Origin of the sequence: Pseudomonas sp. AU11447, from assembly GCF_001672555.2 — a bacterium.
Taxonomy (GTDB): Bacteria; Pseudomonadota; Gammaproteobacteria; order Pseudomonadales; family Pseudomonadaceae; genus Pseudomonas; species Pseudomonas nitroreducens.
On the sequence record NZ_LZDG02000034.1, the window covers coordinates 74,183 to 101,151 of the forward strand.

Here is a 26,969-nt window from a genome sequence, read left to right on the forward strand (position 1 = left end):
AGCGGCAAGGAGCAGACCGCAGGGCGGAAAACCCCGAACGGGTTATCCGTCCTGCGTCCACGCCCATCGGCGCCTGAGGTCAGAACCCTTCCAGGACGATCTTGCCCTTCGCCGTGTTGCTCTCCAGCAGCGCGTGGGCGCGGCGCAGGTTGGCGGCGTCGATCTTGCCGAAGTGCTCGCCCAGGGTGGTCTTCAGCACGCCGCTGTCAATCAGCCCGGCCACGCGCTGCAGCAGCTTGTGCTGCTCGATCATGTCGTCGGTCTGGAACATCGAGCGGGTGTACATGAACTCCCAGTGCAGCGACAGGCTCTTCTGCTTGAGCAGACGCACGTCGAGGTTCTCCGGGTCGTCGATCAGCGCCAGGCGGCCCTGCGGACGCAGGCTGGCGACGATTTCGGGCAGGTGCTGCTCGGTCTGGTTCAGGCTGGCCACGTGGGTGACTTCGCCGATGCCGATGCGCTTGAGCTCTTCGCTCAGCGGCTTGCGGTGGTCGATCACGTGGTGCGCGCCGAGGTTGCGCACCCATTCCTGGGTTTCCGGGCGCGAGGCGGTGCCGATCACGGTCATGCCGGTGAGCTGGCGCGCCAGTTGGGTAAGGATCGATCCGACGCCGCCGGCCGCGCCGACGATCAGCAGGCTCTGGCCCTTGCTGGCGCTGCCTTCGGCTACCTGCAGGCGGTCGAACAGCAGTTCCCAGGCGGTGATGGTGGTCAGCGGCAGGGCGGCGGCGTGGGCGAAGTCCAGGCTCTTGGGCATGGCGCCGACGATGCGCTCGTCCACCAATTGCAGTTCGGAGTTGCTGCCGGGGCGGGTCAGGTCGCCGGCATACCAGACCTTGTCGCCCGGCTTGAACAGGCTGACCTCGCTGCCCACGGCGCGGACCACGCCGCTGGCGTCCCAGCCGAGCACCTTGTGCTGGCCTTCGGCGGGCTGTGCGCGCTGGCGCACCTTGGTGTCCACCGGGTTGACGGAGATGGCGCGCACTTCCACCAGCAGGTCGCGCGGGCCGGGCGTGGGTTCGGGCTGCTGGATGTCGAGCAGCGAGTTGGCGTCGCTGCTGGGCAGGCTCTGGGTGTAACCGATGGCTTTCATGGGAATTCCTATTCGCTTTGAACGGTCAGTCGATGCGGTTCATCAGGCGGATATCGAGTTCCGCCAGGTCAGGTTCGGCGGCCTTCACAAAGGCCTGGAAGTGCGGGCTGGCCTCGTGCTCGGCCAGGGCATCCTCGTCGCGCCACTGCTCGATCATGTAGATCAGATCGGCGTCCTTGATATCGCGGTGCAGGTCGTACTGCAGGCAGCCGGCCTCGGCGCGGGACGGCGCGAGCATGCCGTGCAGGCGCTCCTGCAGGCTGTCGGCGCGGCCGGGCTTGGCGCGAATGATGGCGATCAGGGTCAGGCTCATCCGGGTATCTCCAGTTGGGCGGGGAAGGTGAGGGCATGCTGCTCTCTTTCGTCGGGAAGAAAAACCGCGTAAGTAGAGAGTCTCTTTCAACGGATTTTTGAAAATGCTGCGCTTCGACGACCTGCAGATATTCGTCCGCACTGCTGAGCGCGGCAGCCTTTCCGCCGCTGCCCGAGAGTTGGAGCTGTCGCCAGCCGTGGCCAGCGCCGCGCTCAAACGCCTGGAAAGCGAGCTGGACGTGCGCCTGTTCGCCCGCTCGACCCGCAGCCTGCGCCTGACCGCCGAGGGTGAGCTGTACCTGGCCCACGCCCGCGCTGCGTTGCAGAGCCTGGATGACGGTCGTCAGTTGCTGGCTGGCGGCAAGAGCGAGATCGCCGGCAACTTCCAGGTCTCGGCGCCCTCGGATTTCGGCCGCAATGTGCTGCTGCCCTGGCTGGACGAATTCCAGGCGCTGCACCCGCGCATGAACCTGCGCCTGCTGATCAGCGACCGTCAGGCCGATCTCTACCGGCAACCGGTGGACGTGGCTTTCCGCCTGGGGTTGCCGGGGGACTCGAACCTTGTCGCGCTTCCGCTGGCCCCGGACAACCGCCGGGTGCTCTGCGCCGCGCCCGAGTACTTCGCTCGCCACGGCAAGCCGCAGCACCCGGACGAGCTGCAAAAGCACAACTGCCTGCTGTACATGCTGGGCGGCCGGGCCCACGAGCGCTGGCGCTTCAGCGACAGCCGCAAGCAACACGAGGTGACGGTGCGCGGCGATCGTCTCTGTGACGACGCCGATGTGGTACGGCGCTGGGCCGTGGCGGGGCAGGGGCTGGTGTACAAGTCCTGGTTGGACGTGGCGGCCGATGTGCGTGCCGGCCGGCTGGAGGTGGCGTTGGTGGATTACCTGGGCGAAGCCACGCCGATGAACCTGTTCTGCACCCACCGCGCGCAGCTCAGCCGGGCGGTGACCCAGCTGCGCGAGTTCGTCCAGTTGCGCTGCGCCGAACTGATGCGCGAGCGCCCCTGGGCCTGAAGCCGGGTCAGAGCGGCGTGTAGCGGTGAATGGCCGACGACAGCCCCCAGGCGCTGGCTACCGCCAGCAGCACCATGGCGGTCGGCAACAGGCTCCACCAGATGCGCGGGGCCAGGGCTGGCAGCTCGATGCGTCGCTGACTTATCCACAGGCTGGCGGCGCACACCGCCGCGCCGAGCAGGGCGCCGGCGATGATGTCGCTGGGCCAGTGGGCGCCCAGGTAGACGCGGGACAGCGCAATGCTCGCCGCCGGAATCACCGCCAGCAGCATCCAGGTCAGGCGCACCCGCGGGGATTTCTCCCGACTGGCCAGCACCCCGAGTACCAGGAAGAAGGCGAAGGACGCCGAGCTGTGGCCGCTGGGCATGCTGAAGGCGGACAGCGGATCGGCGATCACCTCGGGCCGGGCACGGCCGAAGAGGTGCTTGAGCGCAGTGTTGAGCAGCGCGGTGCCGACCATGGTGCCGGCGGCGAAGAAGGCGTGGCGCCACAGCCGCAGGGCGGCCAGCAGTATCGCCAGCAGCGCGCCGGCGATGAACTGGGTGCGGAAGTCGCCAACGCGGGTGACAGCCACCATCACATGGTCCAGCCACGCGTGGCGGTGTTCCTGCACCAGCGCCATCAGGCCCTTGTCCAGAGCGTCCAGATGCGGCCAGCCGATCAGCATGGCGAACAGCAGTACGAAGCAGCCGACGGCGCCGATCAGCGGAGCATTGCGCTCCTTGCGCAGCTCGGCGTGGATCACTAGGGCGAACACCACGGCGATGCACGCGGCAACCACACCGGCCTCCGGCCAGAAGCCTTCGGGCAACGGCAGGCGCATGGCCGCACCGGTGGCCCAGCCCGGCACCAGGTAGGCGATGGACCAGCCGGCGGCGGCGATGATGGAAACGCTGACGAAGCGGCCGAACGGCATGTCCAGCATGCCCGCAACCATCGGCAGGAACGGGCGCAGCGCGCCGATGAAGCGGCCCACCAGCAGGCTCGCCACGCCATAGCGGTGGAAGAACCCTTCCGCGCTGGCAATCCATTCCGGGTGGTGGCGCAGCACTGGCAGGCGGCGGATGTCCTGGTGGAAGTGGCGGCCGATCCAGTAGGACGACAGGTCACCGAGCAGGCCGCCGAAGAACGCCAATGCCAGGGTTTCCCCCAGCCCCAGGGCGCCGCTGCCGGCCAGCACGGCGATGGCGAAGAGCATCACCACGCCGGGCAGGATGATGCCGATGATGGCGGCGCATTCCAGGAAGGCGACCAGGAACAGGACCAGGGCGAGCCATTGCGGATGGGTGGCCATCCAGGTGTTGAAGGCGGCGAGATCGATCATCGGAAGGTGGCGTCCTGGGTTCCGAGCAGGTGGTAGTCATGGCCTTCGACCTGTCCGCGGCGCAGTGGGTTGCGCGTGCAGAAGGGCGCGAAGGTGGCATCGACGAAACGGTACTGCAGGTGCTCGTCGCGGCCGTGGGGAATGCCCAGGCGCGCGGCCTGGATAACGTGCGACGGCGTTTCGCCGATATCGTCTACGAACAGGCGCTGCGGGTCGAAGCGCTGGGCGTCCCAGTCCGGCACTTTCAGGCCCATCGCGCGGCAGAGCAGTGTCTGGCCGTTGCACAGCTTGCCCAGCGGGCGCTCGCTGCCGTCGGCGGCGGGGTTGAGCCGGCGCATGGCGGCCAGTGATTCGTCACTGGAGATGCGGTCCATCCAGGGGTGCCCGGACTTGATCAGTACGGCATTGCCGGCGCCGCCGGCGCTGAAGTTCAGCGAGTCGCCGCCGCGCGCGTAATACATGTAGATGTGCCCGCCATCGAGGAACAGCGCCTTGCGCTTTTCGGTGTAGCCCAGCGATGCGTGGCTGCCTTTCTCGGCCAGGTAATAGGCCTCGGTCTCGATGATTCGCGCGGAGAGCCACAGGTCGCCGACCCGATGGCGGATCACCTTGCCCAGCAGTTCGCGGGCGACGGTCAGGGCATCGCGATTGAAGAAGGCGTCCGGCAGGGGATTGGCCCCTGGCCAGGGCAAACTTAGGTTGGGTTCGGCGGGCATCGGATTGTCGCGGTTCTCGGGCCGGTCTTAGGCTGGGGAATCATAACAACAAGATTCTTAAGCATGGCTGAACGGATCCGGGCCGACAGCGCCCACATTACCCCCAGCGCGCACTACACCGGTTACGTCTGGTATCGCCACCAGCTTGCCGATCCGGCCTTCGCAACGGCGTTCGGCCGCTGGGTGCACGGTTGCGTGGCGCCGATCAACTGGGGTGCGCGGGTCGGCTTCGGGCTGAATATCGAAGACTTCCTGTTACAACGTCACCTGCTGATCGATGCCCGGCTGACCCAGGCCATCGAGTCGCGCGGCGTTTCCCAGGTGGTCGAGATCGCCTGTGGCTTGTCGCCCCGAGGCCGGCGTTTCCGTCAGCGCTATCCCCAGCTGACCTACCTGGAAGCCGACCTGCCGCCCATGGCCGCGCGCAAGTCTGCGCTGCTGCAGGAGCAGGGCTGGCTGGACGGCAAGCACCGCGTGCGTGCTGTGGATATCCTTGCCGAAGACGGCGAGCAGAGCCTCGCCGCGTTGCTCTCCGAACTGGACCCTGAGCGCCCCGTGGTGGTGATTACCGAAGGGCTGGTGAATTACTTCCAGCGCCCGGTGATCGAGGGGTTCTGGCGTCGATTGGCCGTGGCCCTGCGGCGCTTCCCCGAGGCGACCTACCTGACCGAGCTCTATCCCGACCTGCGCGAGCACCCGCGCTACCGGCAGATTCGTTGGGGCGTCGGGCTGATCGGCAAGCTGACGCGGGGTGGCTATCCGCTGCATTACCGCAGCGCGGCGGAAATCGAGCAGGCGTTCGTTGGTTGCGGGTTTGGCCGGGTGGGCGTGCTCGATCCGCAGGTGGATGGGGTGGGGCTGGGCTTGCCGAAAGGGCGGATGCCGAGTCTGGTGCGGGTGATCGAGGCGCGGCTTTAGGTTCGGGACTGTTCGGGGCTGAGCGGTTCGCGAGCAAGAACTAGGCTTCCCTCTCGGTCCTACGAAGAGCAGCCGCGGCTTATTCGGGGGCATGTAGGAGCGAGCTTGCTCGCGAACAATATCAATGCAGGACGCTTGTGCCCGCGCTTCCCCTCACCCCAGCCCTCTCCCACGGGGAGAGGGAGTCATTCGGTGCCGGCCTGCGCATCTGACGTTTCGCATGATGCCGTTCCAGTCCCCTCACCCTTCTGGGAGAGGGAAGAGCCCGGCCTCCGAAATCGCCACATTCAAACCATCAAGCCGCACACGCCCCCTGCTGCATCGGCACCACCATCGCCGCCAGCGCGGCGCTGGCCTGTGGGTCGCCGTGGGCGAAGATGAACGCCAGGCCGTCGCCGCTGTAGCGTAACGGCAGGATATCCAGCTCAGGCAAACCGGCGGCGGCCAGCTTCCAGCCGCGCGCAGGGCGATCCGCCGGCAGCTCGACGCGGATCAGGCCACCGAAATAGCCCAGCTCCGCCAGTTCGCAGCGCCATTCGCCGCCCTCGCTGTTGCGCAGTACCGCGCGTTGATCGGCCGGTGCCAGGCGCGCCTCGAAGCGGCGCTCCAGGTGCAGCAGCTGCTGGCGCAGGAAGCGCGTGCTGCCGGCGGCGCTGCGTGGCAGTGGCTCGCCGAGCAGGAACGGGTTGTAAAGCCGCGCACAGGCATCGCGGCGTTCGAACTGGGCCAGGTGGTCGGCGTCGTGGATCAGCGCGAACTCGGCGTCGGCGCAGGCGTGGGCGAACTCGGCGTGTTCCCACGGCTGGGTGAAATGGTCGTACTCGCCGGCCAGCACCAGGGTCGGGCATTGCGGGTGACGGTCGAAGCCGCCGAAGGCCAGCAGGCGCTGGCTGTTCTGCCGGTAGCGTTCGATTTCCGCTGGGGTCAGGCGCTGCAGCTGGCGCAACAGGGCCTTGCGGAACACCGGGGATACACCGGTATCGCCCAGGCGCAATGGATTGATCAGGCCGGTCAGCACGCCATGGGCGAAGGGTTCCTGCTCGCCCAGCTCCAGGCGCGCCAGGGCTTCAACCAGCAGGGCGCGGGCGCCGGGTCGGCCGAAGGCGGTGATGCCGGCCAGCAGCAGGCGACCACAGCGCGCCGGGTGGCGGGCGGCGAACAGCGCGGCCAGCGCCGAGCCGTAGGACAACCCGATCGGCATCAGAGGCGGCAATTGCAGGGTTTCGGCGAAAGCGGCGATGAGGTCGGCCAGGTCTTCCAGGCTCAGCTGGGGCGCCAGTTGCAGGTTGCCGCCTTGACTGGGCAGGTCGAGGAGGATCACCGGGTGCCCGGCGAGCAGCTCGGAAACCTCGCTGGCGAAGGATCGGAAGCTCTGGAACGCGCCGCCCAGCAGCAGGACCGGCGGGCGGGTGTCATCTTCCCTGGAGGAAAAGGCCTGGTAGTGCAGTTGCCAACCGTCCAGTTCCAGCACCGCCGGGGCGGCGGTCAGGGCCTGGGCGCTGTAATCGGTGCGATAGCGCATGGCAGTTCTCCGGCGGTGGGCCGCCTCTTGTTGTTCTTCCCTGGCGTGAGTCCCTGGCATGCGAGCACTGCGGGGGCAATTAGCCATGCTTGCAAGGTAACCAGCCGATACGAATTTGGTTACCCAACCTTCGGGCGGCGGATGGGGCCTGGGGGCCTGCGAATGTCACCGTTTCGCCGATGGGGCGGGGCGTGGGGCGGGTGGGCGTTACGTGCGGCGCGTCGCTGACCGGCCGGCTGCTGTGGCTGGCCGCTGAGGGGGCGCTCCCGCTATACTTGCGCATTTCCCTCACGCAGACGCGTTTGATCATGACCGAGTCCGTTCTCGACTATATGAGCCGCCTGGGCCGCGCCGCCCGTGAAGCGTCGCGCATCGTCGCGCGCGCCACGACCGCGCAGAAGAACCAAGCCCTGCTGGCCGCTGCCGATGCCCTGGACGCCGCCCGCGCCCAGCTGACCGAAGCCAACGAGCAGGATCTGGCCAATGGCCGTGCCAATGGTCTGGAGCCAGCCATGCTGGACCGCCTAGCCCTGACTCCGGCACGCATCGACGACATGATCGAGGGCCTGCGCCAGGTCGCCACGCTACCGGACCCGATCGGTGAAATCCGCGACATGCGCTACGTGCCGTCCGGTATTCAGCTGGGCAAGATGCGCGTGCCGCTGGGCGTGGTGGGGATCATCTACGAATCCCGCCCGAACGTGACCATCGACGCCGCCAGCCTGTGCCTGAAATCGGGCAACGCCACCATCCTGCGCGGCGGCTCCGAGGCGATCCATTCCAACCAGGCGATTGCCGCGTGCATCCAGACGGGCCTGGCCAAGGCCGGCCTGCCGGCCAGCGTCGTGCAGGTCGTGGAAACCACTGACCGCGCCGCTGTCGGCGCGCTGATCACCATGCCCGAGTACGTCGACGTCATCGTTCCGCGCGGCGGCAAGGGCCTGATCGAGCGCATCAGCCGTGACGCCAAGGTCCCGGTGATCAAGCACCTGGACGGCATCTGCCACGTCTACATCGACGTTGCCGCCGATATCGACAAGGCAATCCGCGTCGCTGACAACGCCAAGACCCAGCGCTATGCGCCGTGCAACACCATGGAAACGCTGCTGGTGCACGCCGGTATCGCCGACCGCGTGCTGCCGCCGCTGGCCGCCATCTACCGCGACAAGGGCGTGGAGCTGCGCGGTGATGCCGCCACCCGTGCACTGCTGGGCGCCGATGTGCTGGAAGCCACCGAGGAAGACTGGCGCACCGAATACAACGCGCCGATCCTGTCGATCCGCATCGTCGACGGCCTGGACCAGGCCATCGAGCACATCAACACCTACGGCTCGCAACACACCGACGCGATCATCACCGAGAACTTCACCGATGCCCGCCGCTTCCTCACCGAAGTGGATTCGGCCTCGGTCATGGTCAACGCCTCGACCCGCTTCGCCGATGGCTTCGAGTACGGCCTGGGCGCGGAGATCGGCATTTCCACCGATAAGCTGCACGCCCGCGGTCCGGTCGGCCTGGAAGGCCTGACCAGCGAGAAGTACGTGGTGTTCGGCGACGGGCACGTGCGGACCTGATGAACAAGGCGCGTTCCCGTCGTGTCGGTCTGTTCGGCGGCACCTTCGACCCGGTGCACATCGGTCATCTGCGCAGTGCGCTGGAGATGGCCGAGCAGTTCGAATTCGACGAGTTGCGCCTGATCCCCAACTTCCGCCCGCCGCACCGCGACACCCCCCAGGTGAAACCGGAGCAGCGGCTGGCGATGGTCGAGCTGGCGGTTGCCGGCGTAGACCCGCTGGTGGTCGACGACCGCGAGCTGAAGCGTGACAAACCCTCCTACACCATCGACACCCTGGAGTCGCTGCGTGGGGAGCTGGATGAGCAGGACCAGTTGTTCCTGCTGGTCGGCTGGGACGCATTCTGCGGCCTGCCGACCTGGCATCGCTGGGAAGAGCTGCTGGAGCACAGTCATATCGTCGTGCTGCAGCGCCCGGATGCCGACAGCGAGCCGCCGGAAGACCTGCGCGACCTGCTGGCGGCGCGCAGTGTTGCCGACCCGAAGGCGATGATCGGCCCAGCCGGGCAGATCACCTTCGTCTGGCAGACGCCGCTTGCAGTTTCCGCCACGCAGATCCGCCAACTCCTGTCGCAGGGGCGCTCGGTGCGCTACCTGGTGCCGGATGCGGTATTGAACTATATCGAGGCGCACGGCCTGTACCAGGCGCCCCACTGAACAAGTCAGAGAGTCATACATGCAAACCGAACAACTGGTCGAACTGACCATCGCCGCCCTGGAAGATCTCAAGGCGCAGGACATCACCGTCATCGACGTGCGCGAGAAGACCAGCATCACCGACGTCATGGTCATCGCCACCGGCGCCTCCAGCCGTCAGGTCAAGTCGCTGGCCGACAACGTGCTGGAAAAGGTCAAGGAACAGGGCGTGCGCCCGATCGGCAGCGAAGGCCAGGAAGGCGGCGAATGGGTCCTGATCGACCTCGCCAACGTCGTGGTCCATGTCATGCAGCCGGCCACCCGCCAGTTCTACGACCTGGAGCGTCTGTGGCAGGGCGCCGAGCAGAGCCGCGCGTCCCACAGCGCCGAGTAAGCGTGTCGTGCGCCTGCGTCTGATCGCGGTTGGCTCGCGCATGCCGCGCTGGGTGGAAGAGGGCTGGGCGGAGTACGTCAAGCGCCTGCCCTCGGAGCTGTCCCTGGAACTGGTGGAAATCCCGTTGAACACGCGCGGCAAGAATGCCGACGTGGCACGGCTGATCCGCCAGGAAGGCGAGGCCATGCTGAGCAAGGTCCAGCCCGGGGAACGCATCGTCACCCTGGAAGTCGAAGGCAAGCCCTGGAGCACCCCCCAGCTCGCGCAGGAACTCGACCGCTGGCGCCTGGACGCGCGCACCGTCAACCTCATGGTCGGCGGGCCGGAAGGCCTGGCGCCGGAGGTCTGCGCGCGCAGCGAACAGCGCTGGTCGCTGTCGCCGCTGACCCTGCCGCACCCGCTGGTGCGCATCCTGGTCGGCGAGCAGATCTACCGCGCCTGGACAGTGCTGTCCGGGCACCCCTACCACAAGTAGTCGTAGCCGTTTTCGATGCCGCAGCCGATACAGCTCAAGGACCACGAGAAGGACGCCCGCCTGGTCCGCGCCCGCGTCATCGTCGGCGGGGTAGCGATCTTCCTGCTCGCGCTGGTGCTGGTGGCGCGCATGTATCACCTGCAGGTGACGCAATACGAGTACCACTCGACGCTGTCGGAGAACAACCGCGTCCACGTGCAGCCGATTCCGCCCAATCGTGGGCTGATCTTCGACCGCAACGGGGTGATCATCGCCGACAACCGTCCCAGCTTCAGCCTGACGATTACCCGCGAACGTACGGAGAACCTGCAGGATACGTTGAAGAACCTCGTCGAAATCCTTGGATTGACCGAGGAAGACAAGGCCATCTTCGAGAAGCGCATGAAGCAGGGGCGGCGGCCGTTCGAGCCGGTGCCGATCATGTTCGAGCTGTCCGAGGAGCAGATCGCCCGCATCGCGGTGAACCAGTACCGCCTGAACGGCGTCGACGTCGCCGCGCAGTTCGTCCGCCATTATCCGCTGGGTGAGCACTTCGCCCACTCGGTCGGGTACGTCGGCCGGATCAACGAGGCGGAGCTGAAGAGACTCGACCCGGTGGCGTATTCGGGCACCCACCACATCGGCAAGACCGGGGTGGAGAAGTTCTACGAAGACGCGCTGCACGGCACCGTGGGCTACGAGGAAGTCGAGACCAACGCCCGTGGCCGCGTGCTGCGCGTGCTCAAGCGCACCGAGCCGATTTCCGGCCGGGACATCGTGCTGAGCATCGACAGCAAGCTGCAGGCCGCCGCCGAGACTGCGCTCGCCGGCCGCCGCGGCGCCATTGTGGCGATCCAGCCGTCCACCGGCGAGGTGCTGGCGATGGTCAGCCAGCCGGCCTACGACCCTAACCTGTTCGTCACCGGCATCAGTTTCAAGGATTACGCGGCGCTGCGTGACTCTGAAGATCGCCCGCTGTACAACCGCGTACTGCGCGGCCTGTACCCGCCGGGCTCGACGGTGAAGCCGGCGGTGGCCATTGCGGGGCTCGACGCGGGTGTGGTGACGCCCACCAGCCGTGTGTTCGACCCCGGCTTCTATCAATTGCCCAACTACGACCACAAGTACCGCAACTGGAACCGCACCGGCGACGGCTGGGTCACCCTGGAAACCGCGATCATGCGGTCCAACGACACCTACTTCTACGATCTCGCCCACAAGCTGGGGATCGACCGGCTGCACGACTACATGAGCCGGTTCGGCTTCGGCCAGCGCGTGGCTCTGGACATGTATGGCGAGGCTGATGGCCTGATGCCATCCCGCCAGTGGAAGCGCGCCCTGCGCCGGCAGGCCTGGTTCCCGGGTGAAACCCTGATTCTGGGCATCGGCCAGGGCTACATGCAGTCCACGCCGCTGCAGCTGGCGCAAATGACCGCGCTGCTGGCGAACAAGGGCAAGTGGATTCGCCCGCACCTGGCCAAGACCATCGACGGCAAGCCGCCGGTGGACGAGGACCCGATGCCGGACATCGAGCTCAAGGACCCGAACAACTGGAACCTGGTGGACTACGGCATGCAGCAGGTGGTCCACGGCGCCCGCGGCACCGCCCACAAGGTCGGCGCCACGTCCGTCTATCGTATTGCCGGCAAGTCCGGTACCGCGCAGGTCGTGGCGATCAAGCAGGGCGAGAAGTACAACCGCTCCAAGCTGCTCGAGCGCCATCGTGACCACGCGTTGTTCGTCGGCTTCGCCCCGGCAGACAATCCGCAGATCGCCGTGGCGGTGATGGTGGAGAACGGCGAGTCCGGCTCCGGCGTCGCCGCCCCCGTGCTCAAGGCCGTGACCGACGCCTGGCTGCTGGACGAGACCGGCAAGCTCAAACCCGAATACGCACCTCAGGCTACGGCGGAGGCGCCCAAACCATGACCAAGAACGGAAATTTCGACCGCACGCTGTCCAGCGAAGATGTGATGAAGCGGCGCTCCAGCCTGCTGCAACGCATGCATATCGACGGCCTGTTGCTCCTGTTGCTGGTGACCCTCGGCTCGGCCGGCCTGTTCGTCCTGTATTCCGCCAGCGGCAAGAGCTGGGACCTGCTGATCAAGCAGGCGTCTTCCTTCGGCCTGGGCCTGGGCGCGATGTTCGTGCTGGCACAGATCGAGCCGCGCTTCCTCGCCCGCTGGGTGCCGCTGGGCTACCTGATCGGCGTGGCCCTGCTGGTGGTGGTGGACGTGATGGGCCACAACGCCATGGGCGCGACCCGCTGGATCAATATTCCCGGGGTGATCCGCTTCCAGCCGGCGGAATTCATGAAGCTGCTGATGCCCATGACCATCGCCTGGTACCTGTCCAAGCGTGCCCTGCCGCCGGGCTTCAAGCACAGCGTGATCGGCCTGGCGCTGATCGTCGTGCCCTTCGTGCTGATCCTCAAGCAGCCGGACCTGGGTACCGCCATGCTGGTGCTGGCCTCCGGTTCCTTCGTGCTGTTCGTCGGCGGCCTGCGCTGGCGCTGGATCATCACCGCCGTCTCGGCCGCGGTGCCGGTCGCGGTGGGCATGTGGTACTTCGTCATGCACGACTACCAGAAGCAGCGCGTGCTGACCTTCCTCGACCCGGAAAGCGACCCGCTGGGCACCGGCTGGAACATCATCCAGTCCAAGGCAGCCATCGGTTCGGGTGGCGTCTTCGGCAAGGGCTGGCTGCTGGGTACGCAATCCCATCTGGATTTTTTGCCCGAAAGCCATACGGACTTTATCATTGCCGTGCTCGGCGAAGAGTTCGGCCTGGTCGGGGTGTGCCTCCTGCTGGTGCTGTACCTGCTGGTGATCTACCGGGGGCTGGTGATCACGGCGCAGGCACAGACGCTGTTCGGCAAGTTGCTCGCCGGCAGTATCACCATGACCTTCTTCGTGTATGTGTTCGTCAACATTGGTATGGTCAGCGGATTGTTGCCAGTGGTGGGGGTACCGCTGCCCTTCATTAGTTACGGCGGAACTTCGCTGGTGACCCTGATGTCAGGGTTCGGCGTTTTGATGTCGATCCATACCCATCGGAAGTGGATCACCCAGGTTTGATGACAAGAGTGAAGAACGGAATGCAAGTACTGCGCGCCTGGGCTGCCAGGGGGGTACATTGGGTCGGAATCGCGGGGGCGATCGGCGTGTCCGGCGTTGCTGCCGCGGGCGACTACGATGGTTCGCCCCAGGTCGCCGAGTTCGTCAGCGAGATGACCCGTGACTACGGCTTCGCCGGCGAACAGCTCATGGGCCTCTTCCACGATGTGGAGCGCAAGCAGTCCATCCTCGACGCCATCTCCCGCCCTGCCGAACGGGTGAAGACCTGGAAGGAATACCGTCCGATCTTCGTCACCGACGCGCGCATCAACCGTGGCGTGGACTTCTGGAACCAGAATGCCGAAGCCCTGGCCCGTGCCGAGCAGGAATACGGCGTACCAGCCCAGTACATCGTCGCCATCATTGGCGTCGAGACCTTCTTCGGCCGCAACACCGGCAACTTCAAGGTGATGGACGCGCTGTCCACCCTGGGCTTCGACTACCCGCCGCGCGCCGACTTCTTCCGCAAGGAGCTCAAGCAGTTCCTGCTGCTGGCCCGCGAACAGCAGGTCGACCCGCTCAGCCTGACCGGCTCCTACGCCGGTGCAATGGGCCTGCCGCAATTCATGCCGAGCAGCTTCCGTGCCTATGCCGTGGACTTCGACGGCGACGGCCACATCAATATCTGGAGCGACCCCACCGATGCCATCGGCAGCGTCGCCAACTACTTCAAGCAGCACGGCTGGCACACCGGCGAGCCGGTGGTGTCGCAGGCGGAAATCGGCACCTCCACTGCCGAGGACGCGCTCACCCAGGGGCTCGACCCGCAGATGAACCTCGGCCAGCTACGCTCTCAGGGCTGGCGTACCCATGACGTGATTCGCGATGACCTGATGGTCACCGCCATGCGCCTGGAAGGCGCGCAGGGCACCGAGTACTGGGTCGGCCTGCCGAACTTCTATGTGATCACCCGTTACAACCGCAGCGCCATGTACGCCATGGCGGTCCATCAGCTGGCCGGCGAGATCGCCAAGGCACGAGGTGTCCATTGAGCAAGCGAATCGCAAGTCCCGGCCTCTGGTCGCTGGCCGCCTGCGTTGGCCTGAGCACCGTGTTCCTCGCGAGTTGCACCGGTAACCGCGCGCCTCAACCGCAGCCGCAGGTGAACAACGGCATTTCCGGCCCCTATGACTACAACCGTCCGCACCGCGACGGCGCGCCCTGGTGGGACGTCGACGTCTCGCGCATCCCGGACGCCGTGCCGATGCCGCACAACGGGCCGTTCAAGAACAACCCCTACACCGTGCTGGGCAAGACCTACTACCCGCTCAATAACGCCAGTGCCTATAGCGTGACCGGCACGGCGTCCTGGTATGGCACCAAGTTCCACGGCCAGGCCACCGCCAACGGCGAGCAGTACGACCTGTACGGCATGACCGCCGCGCACAAGACCCTGCCGCTGCCCAGCTACGTGCGCGTCACCAACCTGGACAACGGCAAGAGCGTCATCGTCCGCGTCAACGACCGCGGCCCGTTCTACTCCGACCGGGTGATCGACCTGTCCTTCGCCGCCGCCAAGAAGCTCGGCTACGCCGAAACCGGCACTGCGCACGTCAAGGTCGAGGGTATCGACCCCGACCGCTGGTGGGCTTCCCAGGGCAAGCAGCCGCCGATGATCATGGCCTTGCCGAAGATGGCCTCGCAGCCCTCCGCCGCGCAGCCACAGGCGGTCGCCATGGCTCAGCCCATCGAGACCTACACCCCGCCGCCGGCGCAACACGCCGTACCGGTGGCGCCGGTCCAGATCGACTCAAAAAAAAACGCTTCATTACCAGCCGATGGCCTGTATCTCCAGGTGGGTGCCTTCGCCAACCCGGACGCTGCGGAGCTGCTCAAGGAGAAAGTCGGCGGCCTGACGGGGGCGAAATCCTTTATCAGCTCGGTCGTGGTCAACCAGCAGACCTTGTACCGGGTGCGCCTGGGGCCGATCGGAACGCAGGATGAAGCAAGCCGGATGCAGGACAGCATCCGCGTGGCCAACCTTGGCCAACCCAAGCTCGTGCGCCTGGACTGAGATTCCACCGTACGTGCGATAGCGGCACATAGAGGCCGCCTCACGAGATCCCCCGCGGGGGATTGTTTGACCATTAGTGAACCCCAGAGAGACGGATGAACATCTTCAACTTCGCCAAACGCCTGTCCTTGCTCGTGCTGTTCAGCGCCCCCGTGGCCAGCTGGGCAGCTGAAGTCGTTCCCGCCGCCCCGCAACTCGCGGCCAAGGCCTGGGTGCTGATGGACGGCGCCAGCGGCAACATCCTGGTCGAGAACGCCGGCGACGAGCGCCTGCCGCCCGCCAGCCTGACCAAGCTGATGACCGCCTACATCGCCACCAAGGAAATCGAAGGCGGCCGCATCGCCGAATCCGACCTGGTCACCGTCAGCGAACATGCCTGGCGCACCGGCGGTTCGCGCATGTTCATCAAGGTCGGCTCCCAGGTCTCGGTGAGCGACCTGCTGCACGGCATCATCATCCAGTCCGGCAACGACGCCTCGGTCGCCCTGGCCGAGCACATCGCCGGCAGCGAAGACGCCTTCGCCGACATGATGAACACCACCGCGCAGAAGCTGGGCATGACCAATTCCCACTTCATGGACGCCACCGGCCTGCCCAACCCGGACCATTACTCGTCCGCCAAGGACATGGCTGTACTGGCCCGCGCCATCATCTACGGCGAGCCGACCCACTACGCCATCTACGCGCAGAAAGAGTTCTTCTGGAACAACATCAAGCAGCCCAACCGCAACCTGCTGCTGTGGCGCGACAAGACCGTCGACGGCCTGAAGACCGGCCACACCGACGAAGCCGGCTATTGCCTGGTGGCTTCCGCCGTGCGCGACGGCCAGCGCATGATCGCCGTGGTGTTCGGCACCAACAGTGAACAGGCCCGCGCCGCCGAGACCCAGAAGCTGCTGACCTACGGCTTCCGCTTCTTCGAATCGCAGACCTTCTACAAGAAGGGCGCCGAGCTGACCAAGGCCATGGTCTGGAAAGGCTCCGAACACGAAGTGAAGGCCGGCCTGTCCGAAGACCTGACCATGACCGTACCGCGCGGCCAGCTCAAGCAGCTGCAGGCCAACATGGTTGTCGAACCGAACCTGATGGCGCCGATCCAGCAGGGTCAGGTGATCGGCAAGGTCGAGGTCAAGCTGGGTGACAAGGTCGTCCGCACCTCTGATCTGGTCGCCCTGAACGCCGTGGAAGAAGGCGGTTTCTTCCGCCGTATCTGGGACAGCATCCGCCTGTTCTTCTTCGGTCTGTTCAACTGACCGCCTGTCCCGGCCTTGTACTTTTGTATACAAGGCCGGGATTGACCCGCCCGCGCAGTCGCAAACTCGGGTAAAATGCCCGCCTGCGACTGCCTGGTCCCCCCGTGGTCCGGCAGTTGCCGTCCGATCCACCCGGAGCGCCCCACCCGGACGCTCATGCGGAGGCGGGCCATCCGCCCGCGACAGCCATGACTGATACCCCTGATACCGCTGACACCCCAGAACAGCCTGCACCGAAGATCGAGTTCCCCTGCGAACGCTATCCGATCAAGGTCATCGGCGACGCCGGGGAAGGCTTCCCGGACCTGGTCGTCGAAGTCATCCAGCGCCACGCGCCGGACCTCGACATCACCACCCTGGTCACCCGTGACAGCCGCAACGGCCGCTTCCTGTCCGTGCAGGTGCTGATCACTGCCACCGGCGTCGACCAACTGCAGAACATCCATAAAGACCTGCGCGCCACCGGCCGCGTCCACATGGTGCTCTGATGGGCGAAACGCTGGGCTTTCGTGAGCTGGGCATCCTGCCTTACGAGCCGACCTGGCACGCCATGCAGCGCTTCACCGCCGAGCGCGAACCTGTCACGCCCGATGAAGTCTGGCTGCTCGAGCACGAGCGCGTATTCACCCAGGGGCAGGCCGGCAAGGCCGAACACGTGCTGTTTCCCGGCGACATCCCGGTCGTCCAGGTCGACCGCGGCGGTCAGGTGACCTACCACGGCCCCGGCCAGCTGGTCGCCTACCTGATGCTTGACGTGCGCCGCTCCGGCATCGGCGTGCGCGACCTCGTCTCGCGCATCGAACAGAGCCTTATCGGCCTGCTGGACAGCTACGGTGTTACCGCTGTGTCCAAACCCGATGCTCCGGGCGTCTATGTGGACGGCGCGAAGATCGCATCCCTCGGCCTGCGCATCCGCAATGGCCGCTCCTTCCATGGTCTGGCCTTGAACGTGGACATGGACCTGGAACCCTTTCGACGCATCAATCCCTGCGGTTACGCAGGCATGGCCATGACCCAGCTCAGTCAGCTGGCTGGCCCCATCGCATTGGCCGATGTGCGCGAGCGCCTGCGTGGCGAACTCGTCGAACGCCTTGGCTACGCGGCACAGAAGACCCTAACGGGCGGGATCTAACCTAGATGAGCACTGTTGTGGAGAACTCCGGTCAGGCCGCCCCGGCCGCCAAGCCCGGCAAGGTGGAAGTTGGCGTCAAGCTGCGCGGCGCAGAAAAGGTCGCGCGCATTCCGGTGAAGATCATCCCCACCGACGAACTGCCGAAGAAGCCCGACTGGATTCGCGTGCGCATCCCCGTTTCCCCCGAGGTCGACCGCATCAAGCAACTGCTGCGCAAGCACAAGCTGCACAGTGTCTGCGAGGAAGCCTCCTGTCCGAACCTGGGCGAGTGCTTCTCCGGTGGCACCGCGACGTTCATGATCATGGGCGACATCTGCACCCGTCGCTGCCCGTTCTGCGACGTCGGCCATGGCCGTCCTAAGCCGCTGGATGTCGACGAGCCGACCAACCTCGCCATCGCCATCGCCGATCTGCGCCTGAAGTACGTGGTGATCACCTCGGTGGACCGCGACGACCTGCGTGACGGCGGCGCCCAGCACTTCGCTGACTGCCTGCGCGAGATCCGCAAGCTGTCCCCAGGCGTCCAGCTGGAAACCCTGGTGCCGGACTATCGCGGCCGCATGGACATCGCCCTGGAAATCACCGCCAACGAGCCGCCGGACGTGTTCAACCACAACCTGGAAACCGTCCCGCGCCTGTACAAGTCGTCCCGTCCGGGCTCCGACTTCGAGTGGTCGCTGGACCTGCTGCAGAAGTTCAAGCAGATGGTGCCGCACGTACCGACCAAGTCCGGCCTGATGCTCGGCCTGGGCGAGACCGACGAGGAAGTCATCGAAGTCATGCACCGCATGCGCGAGCACGACATCGACATGCTGACCCTCGGCCAGTACCTGCAACCTTCGCGCAACCACCTGCCGGTGCAGCGCTTCGTCCACCCGGACACCTTTGCCTGGTTCGCCGAGGAAGGCGAGAAGATGGGCTTCAAGAACGTCGCTTCCGGCCCGCTGGTACGTTCCTCGTACCACGCCGACCAGCAGGCGCACGGCACCAAGATCGGCTGATCGTCACCTCGTCCCCAAGGCCGGCATTACTCCGTAATGCCGGCTTTTTTGTTTCTTGCTTTAAATTCATAAAGTTAGCTGCCGTTTGTTCTTTTCTCTTGCGGGGATTTTCTTTCGCTCGCGCAGGAAATTTCCTCATTAGAGAGTTTTCTTACAGTGTGATGGGGAGTTTCTGGTTATCTGTGATGGGTGTGCGCTCAATAATTAATTTACCAGGGTAGTTGGTACCCGGTTTATGGAGAACACTCATGTACGCTCATATGAAGAAACTTATTGCTCTGGCAATTGTTGCTGTCCCAGGTTTTGCGGCCGCGGCAGATACCATTACATTCCAAGGTGAAGTAACTGACCAGACTTGCACCGTCACTATCAACGGTACTCAGGGTAACGCAACTGTTCTGCTGCCGGTCGTTCCGGCATCGTCCCTGGCAGCTGCAAACTCCACCACTGGTGTAACTCCGTTTACCCTCGGTGTAACTGGCTGCTCCACCACCGGCGCGCAGTCGGTGAAGGCCAGGTTCCTCGGTCATAACGTCGATGGCGACGGTAACCTGAGCAACATTGCGACCGCCTCGCCTGCAACCAACGTGGCCCTGCAGTTGCTGGAAAGCTCTGGTGGCGCCGTCATCGACCTGAGCGGTGGCGTAGTCAGTGCTGCTACCGGTATTTCTCTGGGCGGTGCTACCTCCGGCTCGCATGACTATGCAGTGCAGTACGTATCCGTACTTGGCGGTGCGACTGCCGGTGCGGTCACTGGCGTAACTGAATACACCGTTACGTACCTGTAAGACCGGTTTTAACCCTATCGGGTAGGGCATAGGGAATTGCCCTTTATCATTTTTTAATTAGCGAATCTCCAATAAGAGTTTTGCCTGTGGCTTCTTGTTCTGAAGTTGGTCGGGGGAGTTTTTTTGTCTTTATTTTATGCCGTTTTTTAAGTTTGATTTTTTATTGGTTTTAGTGGTCGTGAATAAGTTGGCGCAACAAGGAAGTAGGTGCCAGTCACCACAGATGAGGTTGGTACCATGCACGCATTACTTGAAGGCATTGTAAGAAAATCCTGTCTGACGATGTTGTTCGGACTGTCGGCGGCGCTGCTCGCCTCGACGGCGTCCGCCAGCGTGGTAGTGACGGGAACACGCGTGATCTATCCGGGCGATGCACGCGAAAAAACCGTCCAGCTGACAAACCAGGATCCCTTTCCCAACGTCATTCAGGCCTGGGTTGACGTAAATAACCCCGATTCCGTGCCGGAAAAAGCGGATGCACCGTTCGTGCTGACTCCGCCGATGTTTCGCATGGAGCCCAAGGCCGGCCAGAACCTGCGCCTGCTCTACACCGGCTCCGGTCTGCCACAGGATCGGGAGTCGGTGTTCTATCTCAACGTGCTGCAGATTCCCCCGCGCAATGAGGCCTACAAGGATCAGAACCAGATGCTGATCATGACTCGCAGCCGGCTGAAGCTGTTCTATCGCCCCAGCGGTATCGTCGGGAAGCCAGAGTCCTTGGGCAAGAGCCTGCAGTTCGCCGCCTCGCACCAGGGCAACGCCTCGGTGATCGAGGTCAGCAATCCCACCGGCTACTTTGCCTCGTTCGTTGAAGCCAAAGTGGTCGTCGGCGGTCGCGAATTCGCGCTGGAAACCAGTATGGTCTCGCCGAAATCCAAGGCAGTCTGGGCGCTGGCTCATGGTCAGAGCCTGCCGGCTGGCGAGTTGACACTCCGCGCTTCGCTGGTGAACGACTACGGCTCGCAAATTGCCATTGAGCACGCAGTCGGACATTGATCATGAGCCGACATCCCCCCTTTCCAGCCCGCCAGATGCTGCTGGCGACCGTGGGCTTTTCTCTGCTGCTGGTCATTGGCGCAGCCCATAGCGATGCGAGTCCGGACCTGATGGCTTATCAGTTCGACGACAGCCTGTTGATGGGATCGCCTATGGGTAAGGGACAGCTGTCGCGATTCAACCGTCCGGATCAGATCGATGCCGGTACCTACAGTGTCGATCTTTTCGTCAATGGCGCCTTCATCTCGCGCCAGTCCGTCGAGTTCCGTGCCGAAGGCGAAGGCGAGCACGCCAAGGCTGTTCCTTGCCTGAGCGATCACTTCCTGGTGGACTCGGTACATGTCCTGGCCAGCAAGTTGCTCAGCTCCTCGGTGCAGCACAATGGCCAGCGCGATAGCGATCCGCTGAGTGACAAGCCGGTTTGCTTAGCCCTGGACCAACGCGTTCCCGGTGGCCTCTACAAGCTGGACGTTGCCCTGCTGCGGCTGGATCTGTCGATCCCCCAGGCAGTGATGGACAACAAGCCGCGCGGCTACGTCAGTGCGAGTGAGTGGGATGCCGGTGACACCATGGCATTCGTCAACTACGACGGCAGCTACTACCACTCCAAATATGACAGCAGTGGCAGCGCCACGTCCGACTATGGCTACCTGGGGCTCAATTCGGGCATCAACCTGGGGCTTTGGCGCCTTCGCCAGCAGTCGAGCTATCGCTACTCCGATTATGCAGGCCAGAGCGCCCGCGACTTCAACGCGATCCGTACATATGCCCAGCGTGCATTGCCGGAACTGCGTAGCGAAATGACGGTGGGTGACAGCTTCACCCCGGGGGGGCTGTTCAGCAGCATGGGGTACCGTGGTGTCCAGCTGGCCTCCGATGATCGCATGCTGCCGGACTCCCAGCGCGGCTACGCGCCGCAGATCCACGGCGTAGCGGCAACCAACGCCCGCGTGGTGGTCAGCCAGAACGGCCACGATATCTATGAGACCACGGTTGCGCCGGGCCCTTTCGTGATCAACGACCTTGGCGGCACCAGCTACCAGGGAGACTTGAACGTCCGCGTCATCGAGGCTGACGGACAAGTGTCGTCCTTCACCGTACCGTTCGCCGCCGTACCCGATTCGATGCGTCCAGGCCAGTCACGCTACAGCGTCAGTCTTGGCCAGGCGCGTTATTACGGCGACGGTGAGGATCTGTTCGGCGATTTCACGTATCAGCGCGGTATCACCAATAGCGTGACGCTCAACAGCGGTGCGCGGGTGGCGAACGATTACCTGGCGCTGCTGGGCGGTGGTGTGCTGGCCAGTGATCTGGGGGCCTTTGGCCTCAACACTACATTCTCCTCCGCCAAGGTCGAGGATGACGCGCGTAAGCAGGGCTGGCGCATGGAGGCTTCCTACAGCCGCACCTTCCAACCCACGGCGACGACCCTGACTCTTGCCGGATACCGCTATTCCACCGACGGCTTCCGTGACCTGAGCGACGTCCTGGGGGTTCGCGCCGCCGAGAAAGATGGTGCGACCTGGTCTTCGACCACTTACCAGCAGCGCAACCAGTTCGTGACCACCATCAGCCAGTCGCTGGGCGGCTACGGCAACCTGTACCTATCGGGCTCGACAGCGGACTACTACGACGGCAGCAGTCGAGACACTCAGGTCCAAACCGGTTATTCGAGCTCCTGGCGGAATGTCAGCTACAACCTTTCGTACACCCGGCAGAAGTCGGTGCATTACGACCCGACCCTGTATGACGACCAGCCGCTGCCCGACTACGTTACGCGCAAGGACACGACCAATAACTTTGATGACAGTGTCTTCATGCTGAGCGTTTCGCTGCCGCTGGGCTCCAGCAGCAAAGCTCCCAACCTGACGACTTCGGTGACGCGGCGCTCCGGTGATTCGCACGATACCTCCTACCAGACGGGCCTGAGCGGCACGGCGGGAGAGAGTCGTACGCTGGGCTACAGCATCAACGCCAACCGTGACTCCGACAGCCGCACCACGGACTGGGGGGGCACGTTACAGAAGCAACTGCCTTCAGTAGCGCTGGGCACCAGTTATTCCCAGGGCGAGGGGTACAAGCAGGTGAGCGGCAGTGCCCGTGGTGCCGCCGTACTGCACAGCGGAGGCCTGACGTTTGGCCCTTATCTGGGCGATACCTTCGCCCTGGTCGAGGCCAAGGGAGCTGAGGGCGCTGCCGTCCGCGGCGGTCAAGGGGCGCGCATCAATAGCTCTGGCTACGCGGTGGTACCGGCGCTTTCCCCTTATCACTACAACCCGGTGAGCATCGATCCCGCGGGCATCAACCAGGACGCGGAACTGGTCGAGACAGACCGCCAGGTTGCTCCTTACGCCGGTGCGATGGTCAAGCTGACGTTCAAGACCCTGGCCGGACATGCGCTGCTGATCAAGGCCACGCGCCCCGATGGCTCTGTCCTGCCGTTGGGGGCTGATGTGCTCGATGAGCAGGGCGCCACTATCGGTATGGTCGGCCAGGGCGGGCAACTCTATGCGCGCGCCGAGGGCGAACAGGGCCACCTGAAAGTGAGGTGGGGCGAGGCGTCCGACGAGACCTGCCAGATCCCTTATGACCTGAAAGGGCAGGACGACAGCCAGGCCCTTATCCATCTGGATGCGCACTGCGTGTCCGTCACGAAGTGATTGATGCGGAGAAAAACATGTTCAGCCTATCAGCCATTTCTTCCCGGGTGCGCTGCACGGTCCGACACGGCATCATCGTCGCGCTGGCTGCCGCTTCCTTCGGCCTTCTGCAGTCGGCGTACGCGACTTGCTATCAGGTGAACAACACGACTGGCAACCAGCCGGATAACTACACCATTCAGCCGTCTGACGGCGTGGTGGTCTACTGGTACCCCGGGGCGCGCGGCGATAGCGGTGGTTCTCTGGGGCTTTCCGGCGTCGTCAACGTTTCCAGCGATACCAATTTCCAGCCCATAGGCACCGTCCTGACCTCCAGCACGGCACTCTTTCCCCAATGGGGCAAGTCGGGTGGCTACAACCCCGAGCAGATACTGTTCCGCTGCGCGCCTGGCGATGCTGGCAGTCTCTACGAGTTGTATGCGACCCACGGTAATGACCGCTATGCGGAGAGTTTCCCTGTGGCCGCCGTTCCCAATGCCTACTACACGGCCTGGACCAACATCGGAATCCGCATCAAGAACCTCAATCCGGGAGGTGGATACTTCACCCGTTACTGGCAGCAGCGGGCCTTGACTGGACTGGATGTGGACACCAAAGGTTACCTGCTGGTCAAGGCAAAGAACTTTGCCCAGGTTCAGGTTGAGCTGATCCGTGTCGACAATGGTGCCGGGGCGACCGGCGGGAAATGGACGAGCGTTCCGCAAACGAACAACTCAGCTGGAAGCAGCTTCCCCTCCAATCTGGCATTAGGCTACCTTGGCTTCGCGGGGCCGGGGCTCAACGGCCCGACGCCCGGTGCCGACTCCTACTCCGGGGGGGCAAACCAGTGGGGATATAACGAAGGAACATGGCCGGGCTTCCTCGGGCTGTCGGGCATCTCGGTGCGCCGCTCCTCTACCTGTGCATTGACCAATGCGACGCCGTTGGTGCAGTTCCCCTCTATTACGGTGGGCGAGCTGAACAGCAACGGAAGCCGCACGGCGAACTTCAGCATCCAGTTCAACTGCCAGAGCGGCGCCATCGTCAGCAACACCTACGCGGACACCTCCAGTGGCACTGGGACCTGCGGCTGGGGCACGCCTAACACCTCCAGCTGTACGACTTCCTCGGCGACGGCTCTGGGCTTCCTGCCGTCCACTGGTGCCGTGGCGGCTGCGCAGGCGCTATCAGGGCTGAACACCAGTTCGACCGGCCTGCCCTATCTGCTGTCGGACCAGTACCCGGTGGGTGGGGTCAGCAATGGCATCGCTCGCGGCGTCGGCATCCAGATCTATCGCCAGAGCACGCCAGGCACCGCGATGAACCTCCTCAGCGTGGACAACTCCGCTGGCAATACCAGCAAGACCAGCGACGCGGTGGCCAATGCTGCCGGCTGGTATCGCCTGGTGGACCCGGCTTCGACCAGTAATCTGGGCAACGGCAACTACAGTGAAACCTTCACCGCAACGTTGAAAAAGTTGCCGGCGGGCACCGGTGAGCCGGTTACTGCTGGCAGGGTCTATTCCACGGCCAGAGTGCTGATCCGTGTTCAATGAGTTCGTGCGAGCCTGTAGCGCGTTCGGCCTGTGCCTGATCATGGGCTGGACGGCACCGCCGGCCATGGCCGGCGTTACGGCCGAGCATACCCGGGTAATCTTCCCGGCCGGCAATCGTGAGGTCACCCTGCGGTTGGCCAACCTCAATACTTATCCTGTCCTGGTGCAGACCTGGATAGACGACGGCGCCCTGGACTCGACACCTGACAAGGCCGTCTCCGCAATGATGACCCTGCCGCCGGTATTCCGCCTGGCCCCCACAGAGCACCGAACCCTGCGTCTGCTGTTCACCGGCGGAACCTTGCCGGCCGATCGCGAAACCTTGTTCTGGCTGAACATCCACGAAATCCCTCCTTCTGACGCATCCAAGGGGCTGCCGCCTGACCAGCAGCGCCTCGTGGTGACCATGCACACCCAGATGAAGGTGCTTTATCGTCCAGGACACTTGCCGTATGCCGAGGAGGAGGCTGCCGCCAAGCTGATTTTCACCGTCGTCCAGGGCGCGAATGGGCAGATGTTGAGGGCGGAAAATCCCACGCCCTATTACATGACGCTGGGGGAGCTGCAGATTGATGCAGGAGGCAAGCGGCTGGCGGTAAAAGGAGACATGCTGGCTCCGTACGACCACCTTGACCTGCCCCTGTTGGCGGGCAACGTATCGTTGCCCGGATCGGGAGCGAGGCTGCGTTTCAGCTGGATCGACGACGACGGCAATCCCCAGGACGCCGAAGCCAGCCTGCATTAGCGCGCGGTATCGTCACGCTGAATGCGCTGCAGCAGCGCGGGGGTGGGATAGCCATCCGCCGGTTCGCCGAGGGACTGTTGCAAGGCGCGGATCGCCTTGCGGGTATTGGCGCCGATGATGCCGTCCGGGGTACCTGGTTGATAGCCGTGGCTCGCGAGCCATTGCTGCAACTCCAGGCGCTGGCTGCGGCTGAGCGGAGTGTCTTCGACCGGCCAACTGCCTGCCAGTCGACCACCGCCTTTGAAACTATCGGCAAGCAGTCCGACCGCCAGGGCATAGGAGGTCGAGTTGTTGTATTTGAGAAGGGTGCGGAAGTTGTCCGTCACCAGGAAGGCCGGACCGCGGTGACCGGCGGGCAGGAGCAGCGCGACGCTGGCTTGCGGGTCGCTGGGCAGGTTCCCGCTGGCCACCTTGATGCCCTGGCGCAGCCACTCGTTCATTGGCTTGCGGATGTCCATGTCCGCCTGGGCATAGTCGAAGCCCTGCGGCAGGCGCACTTCGAACCCCCAGCTCTGGCCTTGCCGCCAGCCGGAACTCTTCAGGTAATTGGCGGTGGAGGCCAGGGCGTCGGTGGACGAGCCCCAGATATCGCGGCGACCGTCGCCATCGAAGTCCACCGCATAGTGGTTGTACGTGGTCGGAATGAACTGCGTCTGCCCCATGGCGCCGGCCCAGGAGCCGATCATGTTGCTGGCGGGCACGTCTCCGTGCTGGATGATCTGCAGCGCGGCGATCAACTGGTCGCGGCCGAAGTCCGGGCGACGGCCTTCGTAGGCCAGGGTAGCGAGGGAGCGGATGACGTTCTTGCTGCCCATCTGCTGGCCGAAGTTGCTCTCCATGCCCCAGATCGCCACGACGGCCTCCCGGTCTACGCCGTAGGTTGCGTCGATGCGCTGCAGTACCTCGGCGTTCTGTTGCAGGCGGTCCTGTCCGTTGCGTACTCGCGCGGATGACACCGCGCTTTCCAGGTATTGCCAGACGGGACGGCTGAACTCGGGTTGGCTGCGGTCGGCAGTGACAACCGATTCATCCGGCTCGATGCCTTCGAATGCGCTGTCGAAGGTTGAAGCGGGGATGCCTGCGGCGAGCGCCTGTGCGCGGAAGCCGTCGCGCCATTGGGCGAAGCTCTGCGCGGGTTGCGCGCGCTCGGTGGCGGCGCCTTTGGGCGGTGGCTCGGTGCAGGAGGTCAGCAGGCCGAAGCTGGCCAGGGACAGGGCGGCGACGAGCAGGCAGCGTTGGCCGACAACGGGTGAAACAGGCTTGCGCATTGCTCTCCTCGGATACTGGCAGGCGAGGGGCCACCTTAACATGGCCATTGTGACGCGTCTGCGCTGGGCAGAGACGACGGATACGCAAGGTTCGACGGCCGCGGCGGTGGAAAATTCCCGCCACTGGGTGGCCGAGCCCGCTGGTAAACCGCCAAGACATTCGTGCCGGCGCGATCCTGGTTATTGCTTGGGGCTGGCGCCGGTTTCCTTGTCGACCTTCGGGGCGCTCTGATCGAGTTCCTTGAGCATGTCGTCGTAGGCGGCGCAGTCGTCCGGGCGCTGTTCGCTGGAACGGGACTTCTTCATTTCCGCGAGTTTTTCGTTGAGCTTCTGCGCGCGCTGGGGATCGCTGCGGGTGACTTCGGTGACCTTGGCGGCGACTTGCTTGCCCTTGGCTTCGGCTTCCTGGTCGGAGCAGAACGCATGGGCGGAGAGGCTGAAGGGAAGAGCGAGGATGGCGACTATCAGGGGCGCTTTCATGGTTGGACCTCCAGGTGCGTGGC

General features: G+C 64.5%; 26 protein-coding genes. 19 read left to right on the forward strand and 7 right to left on the reverse strand.

The genetic code is table 11. The features are described from left to right. Positions 1 to 79: 79 nt before the first annotated feature. Positions 80 to 1,093, reverse strand: a complete 1,014-nt coding sequence (locus tag A6723_RS10535; RefSeq protein WP_054906748.1) for a zinc-binding alcohol dehydrogenase family protein — start codon at positions 1,091 to 1,093, stop codon at positions 80 to 82. A gap of 25 nt (positions 1,094 to 1,118) precedes the next feature. Then, entirely contained in the window at positions 1,119 to 1,406 is a 288-nt protein-coding gene (locus tag A6723_RS10540; protein ID WP_054906749.1) for a putative quinol monooxygenase, read from the reverse strand. Between the two features lie 103 nt (positions 1,407 to 1,509). On the opposite strand from A6723_RS10540, the gene A6723_RS10545 reads away from it, so the two are divergent. Then, a complete protein-coding gene (locus A6723_RS10545) occupies positions 1,510 to 2,424 on the forward strand; it encodes a LysR family transcriptional regulator (RefSeq protein WP_054906750.1) in 915 nt (304 codons plus the stop codon). A gap of 7 nt (positions 2,425 to 2,431) precedes the next feature. Here A6723_RS10545 and A6723_RS10550 read toward each other — a convergent pair whose 3' ends face one another. After that, complete coding sequence (locus tag A6723_RS10550; protein ID WP_054906751.1) at positions 2,432 to 3,748, reverse strand: bifunctional DedA family/phosphatase PAP2 family protein; 1,317 nt, start codon at positions 3,746 to 3,748, stop codon at positions 2,432 to 2,434. Next, complete coding sequence (locus A6723_RS10555) at positions 3,745 to 4,464, reverse strand: DNA-3-methyladenine glycosylase (RefSeq protein ID WP_054906752.1); 720 nt, start codon at positions 4,462 to 4,464, stop codon at positions 3,745 to 3,747. The genes A6723_RS10550 and A6723_RS10555 overlap by 4 nt, the downstream gene beginning before the upstream one ends. A gap of 63 nt (positions 4,465 to 4,527) precedes the next feature. Between A6723_RS10555 and A6723_RS10560 the strand changes: the two genes are divergently transcribed. Beyond that, positions 4,528 to 5,382: a class I SAM-dependent methyltransferase gene (locus A6723_RS10560; RefSeq protein WP_054906753.1), complete on the forward strand. Its 855-nt coding sequence runs from the start codon at positions 4,528 to 4,530 to the stop codon at positions 5,380 to 5,382. Between the two features lie 295 nt (positions 5,383 to 5,677). Here A6723_RS10560 and A6723_RS10565 read toward each other — a convergent pair whose 3' ends face one another. Continuing rightward, the gene (locus tag A6723_RS10565; protein WP_054906754.1) at positions 5,678 to 6,904 is read right to left on the reverse strand and encodes an alpha/beta fold hydrolase; all 1,227 of its coding nucleotides are present in this window, start codon (positions 6,902 to 6,904) and stop codon (positions 5,678 to 5,680) included. A gap of 308 nt (positions 6,905 to 7,212) precedes the next feature. On the opposite strand from A6723_RS10565, the gene A6723_RS10570 reads away from it, so the two are divergent. The 17 genes from A6723_RS10570 (at position 7,213) to A6723_RS10650 (ending at position 25,198) form a co-directional block, all read left to right on the forward strand. Further along, complete coding sequence (locus tag A6723_RS10570) at positions 7,213 to 8,478, forward strand: glutamate-5-semialdehyde dehydrogenase (RefSeq protein ID WP_054906764.1); 1,266 nt, start codon at positions 7,213 to 7,215, stop codon at positions 8,476 to 8,478. Beyond that, positions 8,478 to 9,134, forward strand: coding sequence for a nicotinate-nucleotide adenylyltransferase (gene nadD / locus A6723_RS10575; protein ID WP_054906755.1), 657 nt, complete (start codon positions 8,478 to 8,480; stop codon positions 9,132 to 9,134). The genes A6723_RS10570 and nadD overlap by 1 nt, the downstream gene beginning before the upstream one ends. A 19-nt stretch (positions 9,135 to 9,153) precedes the next feature. Beyond that, entirely contained in the window at positions 9,154 to 9,507 is a 354-nt protein-coding gene (rsfS, locus tag A6723_RS10580; RefSeq protein WP_024763994.1) for a ribosome silencing factor, read from the forward strand. Positions 9,508 to 9,514: 7 nt separating this feature from the next. Further along, positions 9,515 to 9,982 carry a 23S rRNA (pseudouridine(1915)-N(3))-methyltransferase RlmH gene (gene rlmH / locus A6723_RS10585; RefSeq protein ID WP_015475414.1) on the forward strand — a complete coding sequence of 156 codons (468 nt, stop codon included), beginning with the start codon at positions 9,515 to 9,517 and terminating at the stop codon, positions 9,980 to 9,982. Positions 9,983 to 9,997: 15 nt separating this feature from the next. Continuing rightward, the gene (gene mrdA / locus A6723_RS10590; RefSeq protein ID WP_054906756.1) at positions 9,998 to 11,887 is read left to right on the forward strand and encodes a penicillin-binding protein 2; all 1,890 of its coding nucleotides are present in this window, start codon (positions 9,998 to 10,000) and stop codon (positions 11,885 to 11,887) included. A gap of 44 nt (positions 11,888 to 11,931) precedes the next feature. Then, positions 11,932 to 13,035 carry a rod shape-determining protein RodA gene (gene rodA, locus A6723_RS10595; protein WP_139092953.1) on the forward strand — a complete coding sequence of 368 codons (1,104 nt, stop codon included), beginning with the start codon at positions 11,932 to 11,934 and terminating at the stop codon, positions 13,033 to 13,035. 8 nt (positions 13,036 to 13,043) lie between these two features. Beyond that, positions 13,044 to 14,066 (forward strand): lytic murein transglycosylase B, encoded by a 1,023-nt coding sequence (mltB, locus tag A6723_RS10600; RefSeq protein ID WP_139092950.1) that lies wholly within the window; start codon positions 13,044 to 13,046, stop codon positions 14,064 to 14,066. Then, positions 14,063 to 15,088 carry a septal ring lytic transglycosylase RlpA family protein gene (locus A6723_RS10605; protein ID WP_139092951.1) on the forward strand — a complete coding sequence of 342 codons (1,026 nt, stop codon included), beginning with the start codon at positions 14,063 to 14,065 and terminating at the stop codon, positions 15,086 to 15,088. Before mltB ends, A6723_RS10605 begins: the two co-directional genes overlap by 4 nt. A 95-nt stretch (positions 15,089 to 15,183) precedes the next feature. Next, positions 15,184 to 16,341 (forward strand): D-alanyl-D-alanine carboxypeptidase family protein, encoded by a 1,158-nt coding sequence (locus tag A6723_RS10610; protein WP_054906759.1) that lies wholly within the window; start codon positions 15,184 to 15,186, stop codon positions 16,339 to 16,341. Between the two features lie 188 nt (positions 16,342 to 16,529). Continuing rightward, entirely contained in the window at positions 16,530 to 16,829 is a 300-nt protein-coding gene (locus A6723_RS10615; RefSeq protein WP_024763988.1) for a DUF493 domain-containing protein, read from the forward strand. After that, positions 16,829 to 17,473 carry a lipoyl(octanoyl) transferase LipB gene (lipB, locus tag A6723_RS10620; RefSeq protein WP_024763987.1) on the forward strand — a complete coding sequence of 215 codons (645 nt, stop codon included), beginning with the start codon at positions 16,829 to 16,831 and terminating at the stop codon, positions 17,471 to 17,473. The genes A6723_RS10615 and lipB overlap by 1 nt, the downstream gene beginning before the upstream one ends. A 5-nt stretch (positions 17,474 to 17,478) precedes the next feature. Further along, complete coding sequence (gene lipA, locus A6723_RS10625; protein WP_024763986.1) at positions 17,479 to 18,474, forward strand: lipoyl synthase; 996 nt, start codon at positions 17,479 to 17,481, stop codon at positions 18,472 to 18,474. A 248-nt stretch (positions 18,475 to 18,722) separates the two neighbouring features. Beyond that, complete coding sequence (locus tag A6723_RS10630; protein ID WP_256233603.1) at positions 18,723 to 19,262, forward strand: fimbrial protein; 540 nt, start codon at positions 18,723 to 18,725, stop codon at positions 19,260 to 19,262. Positions 19,263 to 19,499: 237 nt separating this feature from the next. Next, positions 19,500 to 20,258 carry a molecular chaperone gene (locus tag A6723_RS10635; protein WP_082450444.1) on the forward strand — a complete coding sequence of 253 codons (759 nt, stop codon included), beginning with the start codon at positions 19,500 to 19,502 and terminating at the stop codon, positions 20,256 to 20,258. Positions 20,259 to 20,293: 35 nt separating this feature from the next. Then, positions 20,294 to 22,918 (forward strand): fimbria/pilus outer membrane usher protein, encoded by a 2,625-nt coding sequence (locus tag A6723_RS10640; protein WP_083192821.1) that lies wholly within the window; start codon positions 20,294 to 20,296, stop codon positions 22,916 to 22,918. Positions 22,919 to 22,935: 17 nt separating this feature from the next. Next, the gene (locus tag A6723_RS10645; protein ID WP_054906767.1) at positions 22,936 to 24,453 is read left to right on the forward strand and encodes a fimbrial protein; all 1,518 of its coding nucleotides are present in this window, start codon (positions 22,936 to 22,938) and stop codon (positions 24,451 to 24,453) included. Further along, positions 24,443 to 25,198 (forward strand): molecular chaperone, encoded by a 756-nt coding sequence (locus tag A6723_RS10650; protein ID WP_139092952.1) that lies wholly within the window; start codon positions 24,443 to 24,445, stop codon positions 25,196 to 25,198. Before A6723_RS10645 ends, A6723_RS10650 begins: the two co-directional genes overlap by 11 nt. Here A6723_RS10650 and A6723_RS10655 read toward each other — a convergent pair. Next, positions 25,195 to 26,466, reverse strand: coding sequence for a lytic murein transglycosylase (locus tag A6723_RS10655; protein WP_054906768.1), 1,272 nt, complete (start codon positions 26,464 to 26,466; stop codon positions 25,195 to 25,197). The genes A6723_RS10650 and A6723_RS10655 overlap by 4 nt on opposite strands. Positions 26,467 to 26,646: 180 nt before the next feature. Further along, positions 26,647 to 26,946, reverse strand: coding sequence for a hypothetical protein (locus tag A6723_RS10660; protein ID WP_054906769.1), 300 nt, complete (start codon positions 26,944 to 26,946; stop codon positions 26,647 to 26,649). Positions 26,947 to 26,969: the final 23 nt, after the last annotated feature.

Coding starts and splice junctions, on each gene's coding strand:
- rodA (WP_139092953.1), top strand. CDS start 11,932: ATGAAGCGGCGCTCCAGCCTGCTGCAACGCATGCATATCGACGGCCTG.
- nadD (WP_054906755.1), top strand. CDS start 8,478: ATGAACAAGGCGCGTTCCCGTCGTGTCGGTCTGTTCGGCGGCACCTTC.
- A6723_RS10660 (WP_054906769.1), bottom strand. CDS start 26,946: ATGAAAGCGCCCCTGATAGTCGCCATCCTCGCTCTTCCCTTCAGCCTC.
- A6723_RS10635 (WP_082450444.1), top strand. CDS start 19,500: ATGCACGCATTACTTGAAGGCATTGTAAGAAAATCCTGTCTGACGATG.
- A6723_RS10540 (WP_054906749.1), bottom strand. CDS start 1,406: ATGAGCCTGACCCTGATCGCCATCATTCGCGCCAAGCCCGGCCGCGCC.
- A6723_RS10655 (WP_054906768.1), bottom strand. CDS start 26,466: ATGCGCAAGCCTGTTTCACCCGTTGTCGGCCAACGCTGCCTGCTCGTC.
- A6723_RS10560 (WP_054906753.1), top strand. CDS start 4,528: ATGGCTGAACGGATCCGGGCCGACAGCGCCCACATTACCCCCAGCGCG.
- A6723_RS10535 (WP_054906748.1), bottom strand. CDS start 1,093: ATGAAAGCCATCGGTTACACCCAGAGCCTGCCCAGCAGCGACGCCAAC.
- A6723_RS10555 (WP_054906752.1), bottom strand. CDS start 4,464: ATGCCCGCCGAACCCAACCTAAGTTTGCCCTGGCCAGGGGCCAATCCC.
- A6723_RS10550 (WP_054906751.1), bottom strand. CDS start 3,748: ATGATCGATCTCGCCGCCTTCAACACCTGGATGGCCACCCATCCGCAA.
- lipA (WP_024763986.1), top strand. CDS start 17,479: ATGAGCACTGTTGTGGAGAACTCCGGTCAGGCCGCCCCGGCCGCCAAG.
- A6723_RS10565 (WP_054906754.1), bottom strand. CDS start 6,904: ATGCGCTATCGCACCGATTACAGCGCCCAGGCCCTGACCGCCGCCCCG.
- mrdA (WP_054906756.1), top strand. CDS start 9,998: ATGCCGCAGCCGATACAGCTCAAGGACCACGAGAAGGACGCCCGCCTG.
- A6723_RS10570 (WP_054906764.1), top strand. CDS start 7,213: ATGACCGAGTCCGTTCTCGACTATATGAGCCGCCTGGGCCGCGCCGCC.
- A6723_RS10630 (WP_256233603.1), top strand. CDS start 18,723: ATGTACGCTCATATGAAGAAACTTATTGCTCTGGCAATTGTTGCTGTC.
- A6723_RS10610 (WP_054906759.1), top strand. CDS start 15,184: ATGAACATCTTCAACTTCGCCAAACGCCTGTCCTTGCTCGTGCTGTTC.
- rsfS (WP_024763994.1), top strand. CDS start 9,154: ATGCAAACCGAACAACTGGTCGAACTGACCATCGCCGCCCTGGAAGAT.
- A6723_RS10640 (WP_083192821.1), top strand. CDS start 20,294: ATGCTGCTGGCGACCGTGGGCTTTTCTCTGCTGCTGGTCATTGGCGCA.
- A6723_RS10615 (WP_024763988.1), top strand. CDS start 16,530: ATGACTGATACCCCTGATACCGCTGACACCCCAGAACAGCCTGCACCG.
- A6723_RS10545 (WP_054906750.1), top strand. CDS start 1,510: ATGCTGCGCTTCGACGACCTGCAGATATTCGTCCGCACTGCTGAGCGC.
- lipB (WP_024763987.1), top strand. CDS start 16,829: ATGGGCGAAACGCTGGGCTTTCGTGAGCTGGGCATCCTGCCTTACGAG.
- A6723_RS10645 (WP_054906767.1), top strand. CDS start 22,936: ATGTTCAGCCTATCAGCCATTTCTTCCCGGGTGCGCTGCACGGTCCGA.